The sequence below is a fragment of the Brevundimonas sp. genome, assembly GCF_046299535.1.
In the GTDB taxonomy this organism is placed as follows: domain Bacteria; phylum Pseudomonadota; class Alphaproteobacteria; order Caulobacterales; family Caulobacteraceae; genus Brevundimonas.
The window spans coordinates 167,371-182,077 of sequence record NZ_JBKBIB010000005.1 but is presented as its reverse complement, the minus strand read 5'-3'; the positions used below and the strand labels follow the sequence as shown (position 1 = coordinate 182,077).

The window sequence follows — 14,707 nt, the reverse complement described above, 5'->3', positions numbered from 1 at the left end:
GGATGTCGTGGCGGCGGCAGACCGCCTCGGCCTCGGCGCCGGCCAGATAGGCGGACCTGGCGGCGGAGAAATCGCGGGCGCTTTGGGACGGGCGGCGCGGGGCGGGAGGAATGGGGACAGGGCTCATGCCGCCATTATCCGGCGCCCCCGAGCAGCGGGATGAAAAACAGGGTCTGGAGGCGGCGAGGCGTTATTACGCAATGCATTGGCGACGAAAAATGCGGGATTTTGCGGCCCGAACCTTCTCCTGCGTCAACCGCGTTGTCCGCTAGGCTGCACGCAGGAAACGCGCGAGGAGGCCGCCATGTCTGATCTGAACCGCCGACTGATGACCCGGAAGACCGATTTCGGCGAGACCTTGCTGGAGTCCGTGGCTGCGCCCGAGCCGGGGGAGGGCGAGGTGGTGCTGGCGCTGGACCGGTTCTCGCTGACCACCAACAACATCACCTACGCGGCCTATGGGGACTCCATCGGCTACTGGCGGGTGTTTCCGACCGGGCGCGACGACTATGGGCTGATGCCGGTCTGGGGCTTCGCCGACGTTGTGGCGTCCCGGGCCGAGGGGATCGCGGTGGGGGCGCGGGTGTTCGGCTATTTCCCCATGGCCGACCGGCTGGTGGTCCAGGCCGAGAAAGTCAGCAAGGGCGGGTTCGCCGACGCCGCGCCGTGGCGCAAGGCGGTGCCTGACATCTACAACCGCTATGTGCTGTGCGCCGCGGACGCCAACTATGACGCAGCGCTGGAGAACCCGGAGGCGCTGTTCCGGCCGTTGTTCATCACCTCCTATACGGCGGTGGATTTCCTGCGTGAGCACGATTTCTTCGGGGCGAAACAGGTGGTGGTGTCCAGCGCCTCGTCCAAGACCGCCTATGGCGCGGCCTGGTGCATGGCCGGTGACGACGTGGGGCTGATCGCCCTGACGGGGGCGCGCAACCGGGCCTTCGTCGAGGGGCTGGGCGCCTATCAGGCGGTGCACGGCTATGACGAGATCGAGACCCTGCCCACGGACGTGCCGACCCTGTATCTGGATCTGGCCGGCGATCCGGACCTGCGGCGCCGGGTCCACTCCCGGTTCGGGGCGAGCCTGACCTATGACTGTCTGGTGGGGTCCACCCAGGGCGACGCCTTTCCGACGGATGATCCTGAACTGGCGGGGCCGAAGCCTCAGTTCTTCTTCGCCGCCACCTGTCTGGACGCCCACCGGGAGCGGGGGACGCTGCGCGCGTTCTACGAGCGGTTCTTCGCCGACCAGCGGGCGTTCTTTGAACGGGTGGTGGACCCGGCCGCGCCGTGGATCCGCATCGTCGAGCATCAGGGGCTGGACGAGGCCGCCAAGGTGGTGCGCGCCCTGGCCGACGGCGTGTCGGACGCGGCGGAGGGGGCGGTGGTGCGGCTGGTGCGCTGAGGGCTGGAATCAGGCCGGCGACCGCCCGACCTCCGGCCGCTGCTCGGCCCACTTCAGGATGGCGTCCAGAGCCGGGCAAAGCGCTTGTCCCCAGGGGGTGAGCCTGTACTCCACCTTCGGCGGCACTTCGGGATAGACGGTGCGTTCGACCACACCGTCGGTCTCAAGCTGTCGCAACTGCTGGATCAGCATTTTCTGGGACACCGAGGGAATGGCGCGCTCGAGTTCGGAGAAGCGAAGCACCGCGCCGCCGAACAGATGGAAGAGGATCAGCATCTTCCAGCGGCCCTCCAGAACGCGGAACGCGGCGGCCACGCCCTGTTTACGGGCGCGGTTTCCGTCTCCCTCAAGGGAGAAGGGGCGTTCCGCAGCCTGCTGAACCGCCAGTCAGGCGGCCTGGTCGAGGAGGGTCTGCACGGCGGCGGCCACCTGCGACGGCATGAAGGGCTTGGGGATGAGAATGCTGTGGGGGACGCCCCTGGTCCGCCAGTCGCTCATGCTGTCGCCGGTGATGTAGATCACGCCGATGGCCGGATTGGCCGCGCGCGCCGCCTCGGCGATGGCCCAGCCGTCGGGCGGATCGCCGACCCGGATGTCGGTCACCAGGATTTGGAACCCGGTGGGGTGCGCCCTGATCGTCGCCGCCGCCTCGCGGCCCGAACAGGCGATGCTGGTGGTCAGGCCTTCGTCCTCAAGCGTCATCTCGATGAGGGCGGCGATCAGCCCCTCGTCCTCGGCGATGAGGACGCAGGTGTCGGGGGTGCTCAAACCGGGGTGCTGCGTCACGCCCTCACCAGGACCCGCTGCGGAAGAGGGTCTCGGTCTGCTCGGTGAGGCCGGACAACAGGCCGGTGACCTGGGCCCCGCCGCCGGTCCGGGTGATGATCCTGAAAGCCTGATCGTTCAGCGGGGTGGGGTCCGGCCGCGCCATGGCCCAGCCGGTGAACAGGCGGTTCTGAATCGCCCACTCGTCCAGAACGGCAAGCTCCCGATGACGGACATCCGCCCGGATCCGATCCATCAAGGCGCCCACTTTCGACCTGGCTCCTTCGATGACCTGGACGAATTTTCCATCCGGCAGGGCCAGGCAGCCGGTGATTCCATCGCGCCGGTTGTTGGTCACCGAGGTACGGAAGATCTCGTCGAGGCTTTCGGTGTCCGCGTGGTCGATGCAGGAGTCGCTTCTGTAAACGAGACGCCACAGGGTTCGGTCGATCGAGGGCGCCATTCAGACGTCCCCGGCCAGGTCATGGCTGAGGCTGCCGCTGATAGCCTCCAGGAGGGCGGCGGACTGGCGGGGCGGGGCGGGCGCCGCATGGCGCCCGGCCTCGATCTCGGCCTCAGCCTCCGCGGCGACCTCCACGATTTCCACGGCGTCGCTCACGCTGATCACCTTGCGGGCGATGAGGCCATGAATGAGGCTCTCGACCAGAAGCAGGGCGGCCTGGCCGCAGGCGTCGGTGGCGTGTCGCGGGCCGTTGTCGTTTGAACTGTCGGACGGCATGGAGGACTCCGGATCGGGCGCGGTTTCGGCCGCCGGAGCTCGGCGCAAGCCCACGGGGTGCAGAGATATCGTGAGCGGAAGCCCCCCGACTATCACCTAGATCAACATTGAACTATAACTTTGATCAATATGTAGATGCCGCGAGACATGGGATGGTTCCCCATGAGCAACCGTTTCATCGACAAGCTGAGCGGTTTTGCCAGCCTTTCCGCCCGTGAAGTCGCCGTGCTTGAAGCCGCGACCGCAGCGCCTGCGAAATACACGGCCAAGCACGACCTGATCCGGGAGGGCGATCGCCCCGGCCCGGTGTTCGTGGTGCTGGAGGGCTGGGCCTGCCGATACAAGATCCTGCCCAACGGGGCGCGGCAGGTTCTGGCCTATATGATGCCGGGGGATTCCTGCGACCTGCATGCGGGCCTGCTGGCGGCCATGGACCACAGCATCCAGACCATCACCCCGGCGGCGGTCGCCACCATCGAACGGATGGCGATGGACGAGATGATGCATGACCACCGGGGCATCGCCAAGGCGATGTATCTGGGCCAGCTGATCGACGAAGGCACCATGCGGGCGTGGATCACCAGCATGGGCCGGCGGGCCAGCATCGAGCGGGTGGCGCACCTGATGTGCGAGCTGTACCTGAGGGCGCGCAATGTGGGGCTGACGCTGGAGCCCCCGTTCGCCCTGCCGCTGTCCCAGGCCCTGCTGGCGGACTCCCTGGGGATGACGCCGGTCCACCTGAACCGGGTGATGAAGGAATTGCGGGCCAGCGGCGCCATGACGCTGCAGCGGGGCAGCCTGATCATCGAGGACCCGGTGCGGCTGATCAAGATCGCCGGGTTCGATGAGAACTATCTGCACCGGCGGCTGAGAAACGGCAGCTGACCCCCGGCGCGGGATGGGCGACTCAGACCGTCGCAATTAATTTCGCCTTTGCAACCTATGTTTGGGCGATTGAGGCGGCCTTGTGTCAGGGTCCGTCGTCGCCGACGCCGTCGGCGGTTGAGAGAGACCGGCATCGCCCGCCGCAACCTCTCGCGTTTGGTCTGGGGCACACCGTGACTTACTTCTGTTTCATCGAGTCCAGGCTGTCGTCCGTTCCGCACATGGAGCCGCTGTCGGTGGATGACGCGGAGACCGCCGTGGAGAAGACCCGCCGCCTGATGTCCGAGCATCCCAGCGCCGTCGCCGCGCACGTGTTTCGCGGCGACGAGCGGATCGCCACGCTCACCGCAGACCACGCTGAACCCTGAACCTCAGCCCGCGGCGGCCTGCGCCTCCTGGTGGGCGGTGTCGGGGTGACCCTCCCAGGGGCCAAGGCGGCGGTGGGTCTTGGCGGCCATCTCGGCGCAGCGCCGGACGGCGTCGGCCAGGTCCAGGGCGTCATCCAGCCGGCCCACCGGCAGGGCCCCGCGGGCGGTGGCCTGCAGCAGATCGGTCTTGACCTGTTGATAGGCCTGTTCGGCGCTCTGGATCAGGCGCGCATACGCCAGCTCCGGGTCGGCGGCGTCCGGGCCGGGCCCTGTCAGGCTGTCGCTCAGGGCCCGGCGCAGGGTCGGCCAGCCGGCGGAAAGGGCGACGATGTCCGCCGGAGGCGTCCCCAGGCGCAGACTCATGCGCTCGATCTCCTCCAGATGCTGGACGGCCCGGATCACGTCAGGCAGGGCGTCGGCCACAGGGTCGGGAAGGGGGCCGGCGCTCATCTCGCCGATGAAGGTGCGGATCGCCCGCCCCAGGGGCAGTAGCCGGCCCGGGTCGGTCGCCGCCGCTCCCGCCCCGGCCTCCCGCCGCCTGGCGACCATGGCGAAGGCGGCTTCGCGCATGCGCTCCACCTCCAGCACCAGCCCCCGCAGGGCCAGATCCGGCACCTTGGCCAGGGTGGGGTCGAGATATCGGGGCCGGGCGAGGCTTTCCTCGGCGGACACGAAGCGGTTCTGAAGGAAGGTGATCAGCCGCGTGCCCATCAGGGCCATGATCCCGGCGCCCAGCAGATTGAACAGGGTGTGGAACATGGCCAGAATCGCGGGGGTGTCCGCCCCGGGATTGAAGCCGGACGTGAGCCAGGTGCTGAGCCACAGCAGCGGCGACAGCAGCAGCAGGGCCCCGGTGGCGGCGGTGACGTTGAAGATCACGTGCGCGGTCGCCACCCGCCGCGCCGCCGGGGTGGCGCTGAGGGCGGCCAGGATCGCCGTCGAGGTGGTGCCGATATTGGTGCCGATCACCGCCATGGCGGCCATGGACAGGGGGATCTCGCCGCTGGCGGCGGCGGTCAGGGCCAGGGCGATGGCGGCGCTGGAGGACTGGGTGAGGACCGTGACCAGCACGCCCAGGGCCAGGGCGATCAGCAGGGCGGCGAAGGTGGCGTCGCCGGTGAACAGGTGGCCCATGTCGCCCAGCAGATCGGCGAAGGCGCCCTGCAGCACCCCGACGCCGAGGAAGAAGGCCCCGAACCCGGCCATGGCCTGGGCCGCGCCGAACAGGCGAGAGCGGCCGCGGAACGCCAGCCGCCCCAGCATGCCCAGACCGATCAGGGGCAGGGCCAGGGCCGCCACGTCGATCTTCACCCCCACCAGCGCCACCAGCCAGCCGGTCATGGTGGTGCCGACGTTGGCCCCGATGATGAGCCATACGGCCTGGGCCAGGCTGAGCAGGCCGGCGTTGACGAAGCCCAGGGTGGCGACGGTCACGGCGCTGGAGGACTGCAGCAGGGCGGTGATCAGGACCCCGGCCAGGAAGCCGCGCGGCGCGGACCGGGTCCAGGACTCCAGTATCGCCTGCAGGGCGCCGCCGGCCGCCAGCTTCAGACCCTCGGTCATCAGCCACATGCCGAGCAGGAACAGACCGACGCCGCCGAGCAGGGAGGCGAACACATCCAGAGTCATGACGTCTCACCCGATCGTCGCTTCATCCGGCCGCCCTCCCGACAGGAGGGAGAGGGGTCAGGTGTTGAACAGGAAGTGCAGGACGTCGCCGTCCTTGACCACGTATGTCTTGCCTTCGGCGCGCAGCTTGCCGGCCTCGCGGGCCTTCGCCTCGCCCTTCAGCGCCACATAGTCATCGTAGGCGATGGTTTCGGCGCGGATGAAGCCCTTTTCGAAATCGGTGTGGATCTCGCCGGCCGCCTGGGGCGCGGTGGCGCCGATGGGGATGGTCCAGGCGCGCGCTTCCTTGGGGCCGACGGTGAAATAGGTCTGCAGACCCAAAAGGCTGTAGGCCTCGCGGATCAGGCGGTTGAGGCCGGGCTCCTCCAGACCGAGGGTCTCGAGGAACTCCTTGCGCTCCTCGGGCTCCAGCATGGCGATCTCGGACTCGATGCGGGCCGAGATGACCACGGAGTTGGCGTCGTCGGCCTTCGCGCGCGCGGCCACGGCGTCGGACAGGGCGTTGCCCTTGTCGGCGGAGTCTTCCTCCACATTGCAGACGTAGAGGGCGGGCAGGGCGGTGAGAAGCTGGAGCATGTGCCAGGCCTTCTCGTCTTCCTTTGAAATTTCGGCGGTGCGGGCGGGCTTGCCGGCGCGCAGCTTGTCCAGCGCCAGGTTCATCAGCTTGAGCGCAGCCTGGGATTCCTTGTCGCCGCCCTTGGCGCGCTTCTCGACCTGGATCACGCGGCGCTCGAGGCTTTCCAGATCGGCCAGCATCAGCTCGGTCTCGATGATCTCGAGATCGCTGAGCGGGTCGATGCGGCCCTCCACGTGGGTGATGTCGTCGTCCTCGAAGCAGCGGGCGACGAAGGCCACGGCGTCACAGTCGCGGATGTTGGCCAGGAACTGGTTGCCCAGGCCCTCGCCCTTGGACGCGCCGCGCACCAGGCCGGCGATGTCCACGAAGGTGATGCGCGAGGGGATGATCTCCTTCGAGCCGGCGATGGACGCCAGCACGTCCAGACGCGGCTCGGGCACCGCCACGTCGCCGGTGTTCGGCTCGATGGTGCAGAACGGATAGTTGGCGGCCTGGGCCGCCGCGGTCTGGGTCAGGGCGTTGAACAGGGTGGACTTGCCGACGTTGGGCAGGCCGACGATCGCGACTTTCAGGGACATTAGTCTTCCAGCGGAAACAGGGGCGCGGGTATGTCCAGCTTCTCGAACAGTTCCGACGGTTCGGCGAAGAAGGGGTTCACCACGGTGAGGTCGCCAAGCTCATGACCGTGATGCATGTCCTCGGTCAAGAGATAGCGGCACCCGGCGCGGCTGGCTGAGGCGATGATCAGCAAATCCCACCAGTGATAGTTGGTGATCTCCTGAAAATCCCATGCGGTTTCGCGTACAGCCTCGTCGAACGGGGCCGTGCAGGCTGCGCTGAAACGCCGGACGTTCTCCCGATAGACGTGGCGTCGTTCGTACTGGCCGGGCTTACCGATCGCGACGTTGTAATACTCGTTCAGAACCTGCGGACTGACCACGAAGCCGCGCGTCTCGGCCAGGGCCAGGACGATGTGCTGCGACAGTTCACGCTTTCGGGCGTCGACGTCGTCATTGAGGTAAAGCAGGATGTTGGTGTCCAGAAAGCACAGCGCCGTCATCGGAACCGCTTCATGAAGCGCCGATCATAGATTTCCTCACGGTTGAACGTCCGTCCTCCGTCGCTCATGGGGGCCAGCGGGGTTTCCATCACCGCGAGCATCTGGGCGTGGAAATCGGAGGGGCGTTGCCGCTCGCGCGCCACGCGGCCCGCGATCCAGCGTGAAACGCTGACACCCTCTTTACCGGCCTGCGCCTTGGCCCACGCCAGATCGATGTCGTCCATGCTGATGGTGACGTTCTTCATGAACACGAAGGTCGTGTTTCACGAAGTTCGTGTCAATGCTCGCCGTGATCGGCGCCTGCGTCTTCCGGCTGGCGGACCTGGGCCTCGACGGTGACGGCGGCGGCGTGCTCGAAGGTGAGGGTGAGGGGCACGGCCTGGCCGTCCTCCAGAGCATTGGACAGGGTCATGAGCATGAGATGCTCGGCGCCCGGGCGCATCTGCACCGTCTCGCCGGCGGGAAGGGGCAGCCCGTCCGCCAGCTGGTTCATGCGCATCATGTCGCCGTCCATGCGCATCTCGTGAATCTCGACCACCTGAGACAGGGGCGAGGCGACCGAGACGAGGCGGTCGTCGCGGCTGGAGATCAGGGTGACATAGCATCCGCCCACAAAGACGCCGTTGGGCGTGGGGCGGCACCAGGCGTCCTCGGCCTGGACCACGGCCGGGCCTTCCGGAGCGGAATTCCCGCCGCCGCAGGCGGCCAGCAAGAGGACGGCGAACGGGGCGAGGCGGCGCGCGGCCTTGGGGAGGGTCATCTCGATGATTTCCTTCTTATGCGCGGATCGCGGTGCGGGACCGGATCAGACGAGCCAGGCGGTCGAGCGCCAGGGCGACGATGAGACTGGCCCCCGTCATGGGATAAATTATGGCGAGAGGCAAAACGACGCCCAGAACGGCGGCGCGGACGCGGGGGCCGGGCGGGGCGGTCGGGGCGCCGAGGCGGCGGTGCGACAGGCTTGGCGGCCGGCGCTTCCACCACATCATCACGCCGCTGATGGCCAGCAGCCAGACGGCGATGCAGCCGCCCAGCATGATGTAGCGGTTGATCCAGCCGTACTGCGTGCCCTGATGGACCGCGATACCCCATTCGAAGGCCTTGGCGCCGAGGCCGAACTGGTCGTAGCGGATGTCGGCGCGCAGGCCGCCGTCGGCGCCGATGTAGAGGGTGCGGGTGTCCTCCACCTGCTTGACTTCGCGGGCCACGGTGTACGCCAGGGAGGGGTCGGTGGGGATGGTGACGGTGAAGGGTCGAGGCAAAGTCTCGGCCTCCACTGCAGCCAGCACCGTGGCCAGACCGCCCGCGCCATGGCTGGAATCGGGGCCGCCGTGCAGGGCGGCGCCTTCCATGGTCCAGCCGACGCCGGCGGGGTGGTCGTCATGCTCCGCGTGTATCCACGGACTGGCGGCGGCGGGGGCGGGGGGACGGCCCGAGCCCGTCTCGCGGATCAGGCCGAGGACCCGGTCGCCCCAGACGGCGGACCAGGGCATGCCGGTGACTACCAGAAAGGCGATGACGGCCCCGGCGTACAGGCCGGTCACCGCATGGACGTCGCGCCAGAAGGGCCGGGCGGACGGGGGCGTGGCGCGCACCGTGAGCACCCCCGCCTCGCGCTTGCGCGGCCACCACAGGAACACGCCCGTGGCCACGAGGATGAGGGCCCAGCCGGCCACGATCTCCACCAGCAGGTTGGCCCAGGGACCGATGATGGCGAGGCTGTGGGTCTGTTTGACGATCTCGGTCACGCCGCCGTAGCGGACGGCGCCCAGATACTGGGAATCATAGGGGTTCACGAAGGCGGTGCGCTGTTCGCCGTCGGGGCGGCGGACGGTCAGGCGCACGGCGCGGTCCGGGCGATCCGGAACCCGCACATTGATCACCCGGCCGCCGACGCCCACGGATGCGGCGGCGGTCCAGCGGTCAGGCGAGGCCCATTGCTGTCCGGCCTCGATCCGTTCGTACGGACGATAGACGGCGGCGTCGATCTCGTCCTTGAACAGATAGAGCGCGCCGGTCAGGGCCATGAGGCACAGCACCGGGAGGACCAGCAGACCGGCGTAGAAATGCCAGCGCCAGACCGCCCGGTAGGCGCCGGAGAGGATGTGGGGTTTCGGATCGCCCATCGGCCTAGAACCTCGCGCTGACGCCGACGAAGGCCGAGCGGCCCTCGCCCGGCATGAAGACGGCGGTGGAGGCCGCGCGGGCGTCGGTGACGGCGCTGAACTCGCTGATGTAGCGTTCGTCGGTGAGGTTGCGCGCGTCCACGAAGACCGTGACGCCATTGGCGAAGTCGAAGCCGGCGTTCAGGCCCCAGACGGCGAAGGACGGCGCCTTGAGGGTATTGGCGTAGTCGACCCAGACGTCGTCGATGCGCCATTCCACCGTGGGGGTCAGGAACAGGCCCGACGGATGCCGCCACGCCAGCTCGGCCCGGTACTGATGCTCGGGCACGACGGGAAGCCGGTTGCCTTCCCACAGCCGGTCGCGGTCGAAATGGAAGTCGTTGTAGTTGTAGGTCTGGCGCAGCACCGGGACGCCGCCCACCAGATCCACCGGCAGAATCCACTCCAGACCCGCCTCGAGGCCCTGATGGATGGTGCGGTCGGCGTTGAACGCAGCGGCCGGAATATCGGGCCCGACGATGTAGTTCAGGATCTCGCCGTCGATCCGGCTGCGATAGACGGTGACGTCCCAGCTGAGGGCGCCGCGACGACCGCGCGTGCCCAGTTCGGCGGTCCAGGCGTCCTGGATATCAACCGGGGTGAAACCGGTCAGGGGCGCCTGGACGAGCGCGCCGTACGCAGGCGGCTCCACCGAACGGGTGACGTTGGCGTAGACTTGGGCGCCGTCGTCGCTTTCCCACAGCAGGCCGAGGCGCGGCGAGAACCACTCCCAGGTAATGGCGTCGTCATTGGCGGGATTCAGCATGTCCCGGTAGTCGCGGGTCGCGCGGCCGAAAGAGCCGCCGCCGACGAGGGCCAGATTGTCGGTGACGAACAGGCGGCCTTCGGCGAAGACGTCGAGGCCCGAGGCGTCCTGTACGCCGTCGGCGGTCAGGGCGCCGGGCCGGCCGGCGGTGTTGATGTAGCGCTGCACATCCGCCTGACCGTCGCGATAGCTGAGGCCGTAGAACAGGTCGGCGCGCATGCCGCCCAGCTGGCCGGTCCAGTCGAAGCGGCCGAACAGACCGGCGGTGTGGCTGTCGGACTGGAGGACCTGAAAGATCGGGTGCCAGAGATCCTTTCGCCAACCCCAGACGGCGCCCTCGAACACGGTGGAGTCGTTCAGGCGCCAGCGGGTCTGGAGGGTCAGTCGCTTCACGTCCAGATCGCGGGCCTGATCCAGCGCCACGGCGCCGGGGTTGGCCATTTCCGGGGTGGTGAGGGCCTGTTCCAGCGTCAGGGCGCCGGGGATGTCCTGACGGATGTCGGCGGCCTGATAGACCAGGCGCACCGCGCGGTCCTCGCCGAAGGACCGGCCGGCGTTGAGGGTGATGCGGGCCTGCTGCTGGTCGCTGTGATCACGGTAGCCGTCGGACTGCATGCCGGAGACGGCGGCGAACAGGTCCCAGCCGCCCCACTCACGGGCCACGGCCCCCCAGGCGCGGACGCTGTCGTAGGAGCCGGCCTCGAGCCGGAGCTGGTTGTCGAAATTGGCGGTGACGCCGGTGGGGGTGACCAGATTGACCGCCCCGCCCAGCTGGGCCCCGCCGAAGCGCAGGGTGTTGGCGCCCTTGTAGACCTCGATGTAGCGGGCGCTCATGGCGTCGATGGCCTGAAAGTCCGAGAAGCCGTCGGCGTCTGCGAAGGGCACGCCGTCCTGGGCGAACAGGACGCCGCGCTGATGGAAGCCCTGGGCGATGCCGGAGCCGCGGATGGAGAGGCGGGATTCCTCGCCGTATCGCTTCTGGGCCAGCACGCCGGGGACGTTGCGCAGGGTGTCGTAGAAGCCCTGGGCGAAGCGGTCCTCCCAGGTCTCGGCCGCGACCACCGAGACTGCGCCGGGGGTGCGGGAGAGGCGGGCGCGGGCCTCGGCCACCACGGGCGGATCGTCGGGATCGGGCCGGGCCGTGACGATGACGGAGTCCACGGTGGTGGGCTGCTGGTCGTCGGCGGCGAGGGCGGGGCAGGCGAGGGCGCCCGCCAGCGGCAGTGCGATGAGCAGCGCACGCGGCGCCGCGAAGGTCGTGAAGGTCATGGAGTCTGGAATCCTGAACGGAAGCGTCAGGGCGCGCTGATGCGATCAGGCGCGCCGGTGAGATTGCAGTCGTTCAGATCAGAGGGGGCGCGGTGGAGTAGGGCCTTGGCGGGGCGCGGGCCGGGGGCGGCGCGGCCTGGGCGGCGGCGGTCCAGGCGACGGTGGTCGCGGGACGCAGGACCGGCAGCAGCCGGGGCGGGGACGGCGGGGGCAGGGCGGGGGTGTGGGCCGGGATGCAGAAGGCGCAGCGGGCGTCCTTCAGACCCGAGGTCTGCTCCCCGTCGCCGCCGACGCGGATGGTCTTGGGCCCCTGGGCCGAGCACATGACGATGGGGCGGCCGTCGCGGGAGCCGGCGAGGGCGGCGGAGGGCAGCAGGGCGCCCAGCACGATGGCGAAGACCGCGGCCAGGAAGGCCAGCGATCGCCACAGCGACCAGGTGTCCGCGCGCGATGTCATGGGATGGGTGGATAGCGCAGCCGGATCGCCGCGCCCAGCGTCAGGGCGCCGCAGGGGCATCAGACGGCGGCCAGCTCGCGTTCCCGGGCCCGCTTGGCCTCGATGCGGGCCCAGATGCGGTCGTGGACGGTGAAGAACACCGTCTGCACGATGGGCTCGATCAGGCCGATGGCCAGGGCCAGACGCCAGTTGAAGCCGGTCAGCACATAAGCGACCGCAACCGCCACGGCGAAGTGCATGACGCTGTAGGTGAAGGTCTTCATGGCGATCTGCCGGAACGAGGTCGGCAGGGCGTGGCTGTGGCCGTGATGGTCGCCGCCGTGGCCGTGGGCGCGGCTTTGCTCGCGGGCGTTCATGAGGTCCAGACGGGCGGTGACGGCCTCGGCGGTCTCCTCGACGCCCGAGCGCATCTTGCGCCGCTCGATGCGGTGCCAGACGCGGTCGTGGACCGAATAGGCGATGGTCTGGAAGAAGGGCTCGATCAGGCCGACCGCCAGGGCGATGCGCCAGTCCCGGGTGATGGCGTAGGCCACGATGATGGCCACGATCAGGTGCATGACGCCGTAGGTGGCGACCTTGAGCGCGAGCGCTTTCACCGATCTGACGATTGCCCGGACCATTCTCAACAAATGGCCCCGAGGGGACGGAGTTGCAACGACAATTCCTTTTATCGCCGCCTCAGGCCGCGCCGGGCTTCCGTTTGGCGCCGCAGCAAGCTATACGCGCCCCGCAAAACGGAGACTCCCCATGGAGATACGCGAAGGGCTTACCTTCGATGATGTTTTGCTCGAACCCGGCCCGTCCGCGTTCATGCCGGCCGAGGTCGATGTGTCGACCCGGCTGACCCGCGACATCAAGCTGAACATTCCCCTGCTGTCGTCCGCCATGGACACGGTGACCGAAACGCGGCTGGCCATCGCCATGGCCCAGGCCGGCGGTCTGGGGGTGCTGCACCGGAACATGACCATCGAGGAGCAGGCCGATCAGGTCCGCGCCGTGAAGCGCTATGAAAGCGGCATGGTGGTCAATCCGGTGACGGTGTCGCCCGACACCACCCTGGGCGAGGTGCGCGAGATCGTGGCCCGCAAGAAGATCAGCGGCTTTCCCGTGGTGGACCCGAAGACGGGCAAGCTGGTGGGCATGCTGACCAACCGCGACATGCGGTTCGAGAACGATGCGAACGTCAAGGCGGCGAGCCTGATGACCACCGGCGAACTGGTCACCGTGCGCGAAGGCGCCGGGCGGGACGAGGCGCGCGAACTGCTGCGCACCCGCAAGATCGAGCGGGTCATCGTGGTGGACGAGGACTACCGGGCCGTCGGCCTCATCACCATGAAGGACATCGAGAAGGCCCAGGCCTTCCCCCACGCGGCCAAGGACGATCAGGGCCGCCTGCTGGTAGGGGCGGCCTCGACCGTGGGTGATGCGGGCTTCGAGCGGGCCATGGCGCTGGCGGAAGCGGGCGCCGACGTGGTGGTGATCGACACCGCCCACGGCCACTCGGCCTCGGTGGCCGCGGTGGTGGAGCGCATCAAGCGCGAGTCGAACCGCATCCAGATCATCGCCGGCAATGTGGCCACCTATGACGCCACCCGGGCCCTGATCGACGCGGGCGCCGACGCGGTGAAGGTGGGCATCGGGCCGGGCAGCATCTGCACCACCCGCATCGTGGCGGGGGTGGGCGTGCCCCAGCTGACCGCGGTGATGGAATCCGCGCGGGCGGCGCGGGACTCCGGCGCGCCGGTCATCGCCGACGGCGGCATCAAATATTCGGGCGATCTGGCCAAGGCCATCGCGGCGGGCGCCAGCGTAGCCATGATGGGCTCGATGTTCGCCGGCACCGACGAGAGCCCCGGCGAGGTGTTCCTGTATCAGGGCCGGTCCTACAAATCCTATCGCGGCATGGGCTCGGTGGGGGCCATGGCCCGGGGCTCGGCGGACCGGTATTTCCAGAAGGAAGTGTCGTCCGAGAAGCTGGTGCCGGAGGGCATCGAGGGCCAGACCCCGTACAAGGGGCCGATCTCGCCGGTGCTGCACCAGATGGTGGGCGGGCTGCGCGCGGCCATGGGCTATGTGGGCGGCGCCTCGATCCCCGACTTCCAGTCCCGGGCCAAGTTCGTGCGCATCACCAATGCGGGGCTTCGTGAAAGCCATGTGCACGACGTGATGATCACCCGCGAGGCGCCGAATTATCGGCAGGGCTAGGGCCGGGGAGGGCCGCCATGACGCCTGATTTCATCTTGCTGGCCATCGCGCTGATGCTGGCGCTGGTTCAGATCCTGTGGGCCGGGGCCGCGCGGACCTCGGAGCTGGGGATCAAGTGGAACGCCGGGCCGCGAGACGGCGTGGCGCCGCCGCCTGGCCCCATGGCGGGCCGACTGATCCGGGCGCAGGCCAATCTGTTCGAGACCCTGCCGTTGTTCGCGGCGGCCGTTATCATGGCCGAGGTGGCGGGCAAGGCAGGGGACCTCACCTACATCGGGGCGCAGATGTATGTCTTCGCACGGATCGCCTATGTGCCGGTGTACATGCTCGGAATTCCCTATGTGCGATCCTTGATCTGGCTGGTCAGCCTGATCGGCCTGATCATGATCCTCGCCGCCCTGTTCATCTGAAAGATCT

Annotated in this window: 18 protein-coding genes; 5 read left to right on the top strand and 13 right to left on the bottom strand. The window is 68.5% G+C overall.

The features are described from left to right. The first annotated feature begins 304 nt into the window (after nt 1-304). Nucleotides 305-1,405, top strand: coding sequence for a DUF2855 family protein (locus tag ACK4FB_RS05850; protein WP_409749036.1), 1,101 nt, complete (start codon nt 305-307; stop codon nt 1,403-1,405). Between the two features lie 9 nt (nt 1,406-1,414). Here the strand turns inward: ACK4FB_RS05850 and ACK4FB_RS05845 are convergent, their stop codons facing one another. The 4 genes from ACK4FB_RS05845 to ACK4FB_RS05830 form a co-directional block, all read right to left on the bottom strand. Beyond that, the gene (locus tag ACK4FB_RS05845; protein WP_409749033.1) at nt 1,415-1,720 is read right to left on the bottom strand and encodes a winged helix-turn-helix transcriptional regulator; all 306 of its coding nucleotides are present in this window, start codon (nt 1,718-1,720) and stop codon (nt 1,415-1,417) included. Nucleotides 1,721-1,792: 72 nt separating this feature from the next. After that, complete coding sequence (locus tag ACK4FB_RS05840; protein ID WP_409749030.1) at nt 1,793-2,191, bottom strand: response regulator; 399 nt, start codon at nt 2,189-2,191, stop codon at nt 1,793-1,795. Nucleotides 2,192-2,195: 4 nt separating this feature from the next. Continuing rightward, nucleotides 2,196-2,633: a BLUF domain-containing protein gene (locus tag ACK4FB_RS05835; RefSeq protein WP_409749027.1), complete on the bottom strand. Its 438-nt coding sequence runs from the start codon at nt 2,631-2,633 to the stop codon at nt 2,196-2,198. Next, a complete protein-coding gene (locus ACK4FB_RS05830; RefSeq protein ID WP_409749024.1) occupies nt 2,634-2,909 on the bottom strand; it encodes a hypothetical protein in 276 nt (91 codons plus the stop codon). A 162-nt stretch (nt 2,910-3,071) separates the two neighbouring features. Between ACK4FB_RS05830 and ACK4FB_RS05825 the strand changes: the two genes are divergently transcribed. Further along, nucleotides 3,072-3,794 carry a Crp/Fnr family transcriptional regulator gene (locus ACK4FB_RS05825; protein ID WP_409749021.1) on the top strand — a complete coding sequence of 241 codons (723 nt, stop codon included), beginning with the start codon at nt 3,072-3,074 and terminating at the stop codon, nt 3,792-3,794. Nucleotides 3,795-3,967: 173 nt separating this feature from the next. Then, nucleotides 3,968-4,162 (top strand): hypothetical protein, encoded by a 195-nt coding sequence (locus ACK4FB_RS05820; protein WP_409749018.1) that lies wholly within the window; start codon nt 3,968-3,970, stop codon nt 4,160-4,162. 3 nt (nt 4,163-4,165) lie between these two features. On the opposite strand, the gene ACK4FB_RS05815 is transcribed toward ACK4FB_RS05820, so the two are convergent. The 9 genes from ACK4FB_RS05815 to ACK4FB_RS05775 form a co-directional block, all read right to left on the bottom strand. Continuing rightward, the gene (locus tag ACK4FB_RS05815) at nt 4,166-5,791 is read right to left on the bottom strand and encodes a Na/Pi cotransporter family protein (protein WP_409749016.1); all 1,626 of its coding nucleotides are present in this window, start codon (nt 5,789-5,791) and stop codon (nt 4,166-4,168) included. A gap of 57 nt (nt 5,792-5,848) precedes the next feature. Then, complete coding sequence (gene ychF / locus ACK4FB_RS05810) at nt 5,849-6,946, bottom strand: redox-regulated ATPase YchF (protein ID WP_409749013.1); 1,098 nt, start codon at nt 6,944-6,946, stop codon at nt 5,849-5,851. Beyond that, nucleotides 6,946-7,428, bottom strand: a complete 483-nt coding sequence (locus ACK4FB_RS05805; protein ID WP_409749010.1) for a PIN domain-containing protein — start codon at nt 7,426-7,428, stop codon at nt 6,946-6,948. The genes ychF and ACK4FB_RS05805 overlap by 1 nt, the downstream gene beginning before the upstream one ends. Beyond that, nucleotides 7,425-7,652 carry a hypothetical protein gene (locus tag ACK4FB_RS05800; protein ID WP_409749007.1) on the bottom strand — a complete coding sequence of 76 codons (228 nt, stop codon included), beginning with the start codon at nt 7,650-7,652 and terminating at the stop codon, nt 7,425-7,427. The genes ACK4FB_RS05805 and ACK4FB_RS05800 overlap by 4 nt, the downstream gene beginning before the upstream one ends. A 53-nt stretch (nt 7,653-7,705) precedes the next feature. Then, nucleotides 7,706-8,188 carry a copper chaperone PCu(A)C gene (locus ACK4FB_RS05795; protein WP_409749004.1) on the bottom strand — a complete coding sequence of 161 codons (483 nt, stop codon included), beginning with the start codon at nt 8,186-8,188 and terminating at the stop codon, nt 7,706-7,708. A 16-nt stretch (nt 8,189-8,204) separates the two neighbouring features. Further along, nucleotides 8,205-9,554, bottom strand: a complete 1,350-nt coding sequence (locus ACK4FB_RS05790; protein ID WP_409749001.1) for a PepSY-associated TM helix domain-containing protein — start codon at nt 9,552-9,554, stop codon at nt 8,205-8,207. A 4-nt stretch (nt 9,555-9,558) separates the two neighbouring features. Next, nucleotides 9,559-11,628, bottom strand: coding sequence for a TonB-dependent receptor family protein (locus tag ACK4FB_RS05785; RefSeq protein ID WP_409748998.1), 2,070 nt, complete (start codon nt 11,626-11,628; stop codon nt 9,559-9,561). Between the two features lie 73 nt (nt 11,629-11,701). After that, nucleotides 11,702-12,085: a DUF2946 family protein gene (locus ACK4FB_RS05780; protein ID WP_409748995.1), complete on the bottom strand. Its 384-nt coding sequence runs from the start codon at nt 12,083-12,085 to the stop codon at nt 11,702-11,704. A 59-nt stretch (nt 12,086-12,144) separates the two neighbouring features. Next, a complete protein-coding gene (locus ACK4FB_RS05775) occupies nt 12,145-12,705 on the bottom strand; it encodes a DUF2061 domain-containing protein (RefSeq protein WP_409748992.1) in 561 nt (186 codons plus the stop codon). A 127-nt stretch (nt 12,706-12,832) separates the two neighbouring features. Between ACK4FB_RS05775 and guaB the strand changes: the two genes are divergently transcribed. Beyond that, complete coding sequence (guaB, locus tag ACK4FB_RS05770) at nt 12,833-14,290, top strand: IMP dehydrogenase (RefSeq protein WP_409748989.1); 1,458 nt, start codon at nt 12,833-12,835, stop codon at nt 14,288-14,290. A gap of 17 nt (nt 14,291-14,307) precedes the next feature. Further along, nucleotides 14,308-14,700 carry an MAPEG family protein gene (locus ACK4FB_RS05765; protein WP_409748986.1) on the top strand — a complete coding sequence of 131 codons (393 nt, stop codon included), beginning with the start codon at nt 14,308-14,310 and terminating at the stop codon, nt 14,698-14,700. Nucleotides 14,701-14,707: the final 7 nt, after the last annotated feature.

Coding starts and splice junctions, on each gene's coding strand:
- ACK4FB_RS05850 (WP_409749036.1), top strand. CDS start 305: ATGTCTGATCTGAACCGCCGACTGATGACCCGGAAGACCGATTTCGGC.
- ACK4FB_RS05835 (WP_409749027.1), bottom strand. CDS start 2,633: ATGGCGCCCTCGATCGACCGAACCCTGTGGCGTCTCGTTTACAGAAGC.
- ACK4FB_RS05830 (WP_409749024.1), bottom strand. CDS start 2,909: ATGCCGTCCGACAGTTCAAACGACAACGGCCCGCGACACGCCACCGAC.
- ACK4FB_RS05825 (WP_409749021.1), top strand. CDS start 3,072: ATGAGCAACCGTTTCATCGACAAGCTGAGCGGTTTTGCCAGCCTTTCC.
- ACK4FB_RS05815 (WP_409749016.1), bottom strand. CDS start 5,791: ATGACTCTGGATGTGTTCGCCTCCCTGCTCGGCGGCGTCGGTCTGTTC.
- ychF (WP_409749013.1), bottom strand. CDS start 6,946: ATGTCCCTGAAAGTCGCGATCGTCGGCCTGCCCAACGTCGGCAAGTCC.
- ACK4FB_RS05805 (WP_409749010.1), bottom strand. CDS start 7,428: ATGACGGCGCTGTGCTTTCTGGACACCAACATCCTGCTTTACCTCAAT.
- ACK4FB_RS05800 (WP_409749007.1), bottom strand. CDS start 7,652: ATGGACGACATCGATCTGGCGTGGGCCAAGGCGCAGGCCGGTAAAGAG.
- ACK4FB_RS05795 (WP_409749004.1), bottom strand. CDS start 8,188: ATGACCCTCCCCAAGGCCGCGCGCCGCCTCGCCCCGTTCGCCGTCCTC.
- ACK4FB_RS05790 (WP_409749001.1), bottom strand. CDS start 9,554: ATGGGCGATCCGAAACCCCACATCCTCTCCGGCGCCTACCGGGCGGTC.
- ACK4FB_RS05785 (WP_409748998.1), bottom strand. CDS start 11,628: ATGACCTTCACGACCTTCGCGGCGCCGCGTGCGCTGCTCATCGCACTG.
- ACK4FB_RS05780 (WP_409748995.1), bottom strand. CDS start 12,085: ATGACATCGCGCGCGGACACCTGGTCGCTGTGGCGATCGCTGGCCTTC.
- ACK4FB_RS05775 (WP_409748992.1), bottom strand. CDS start 12,705: ATGGTCCGGGCAATCGTCAGATCGGTGAAAGCGCTCGCGCTCAAGGTC.
- guaB (WP_409748989.1), top strand. CDS start 12,833: ATGGAGATACGCGAAGGGCTTACCTTCGATGATGTTTTGCTCGAACCC.
- ACK4FB_RS05765 (WP_409748986.1), top strand. CDS start 14,308: ATGACGCCTGATTTCATCTTGCTGGCCATCGCGCTGATGCTGGCGCTG.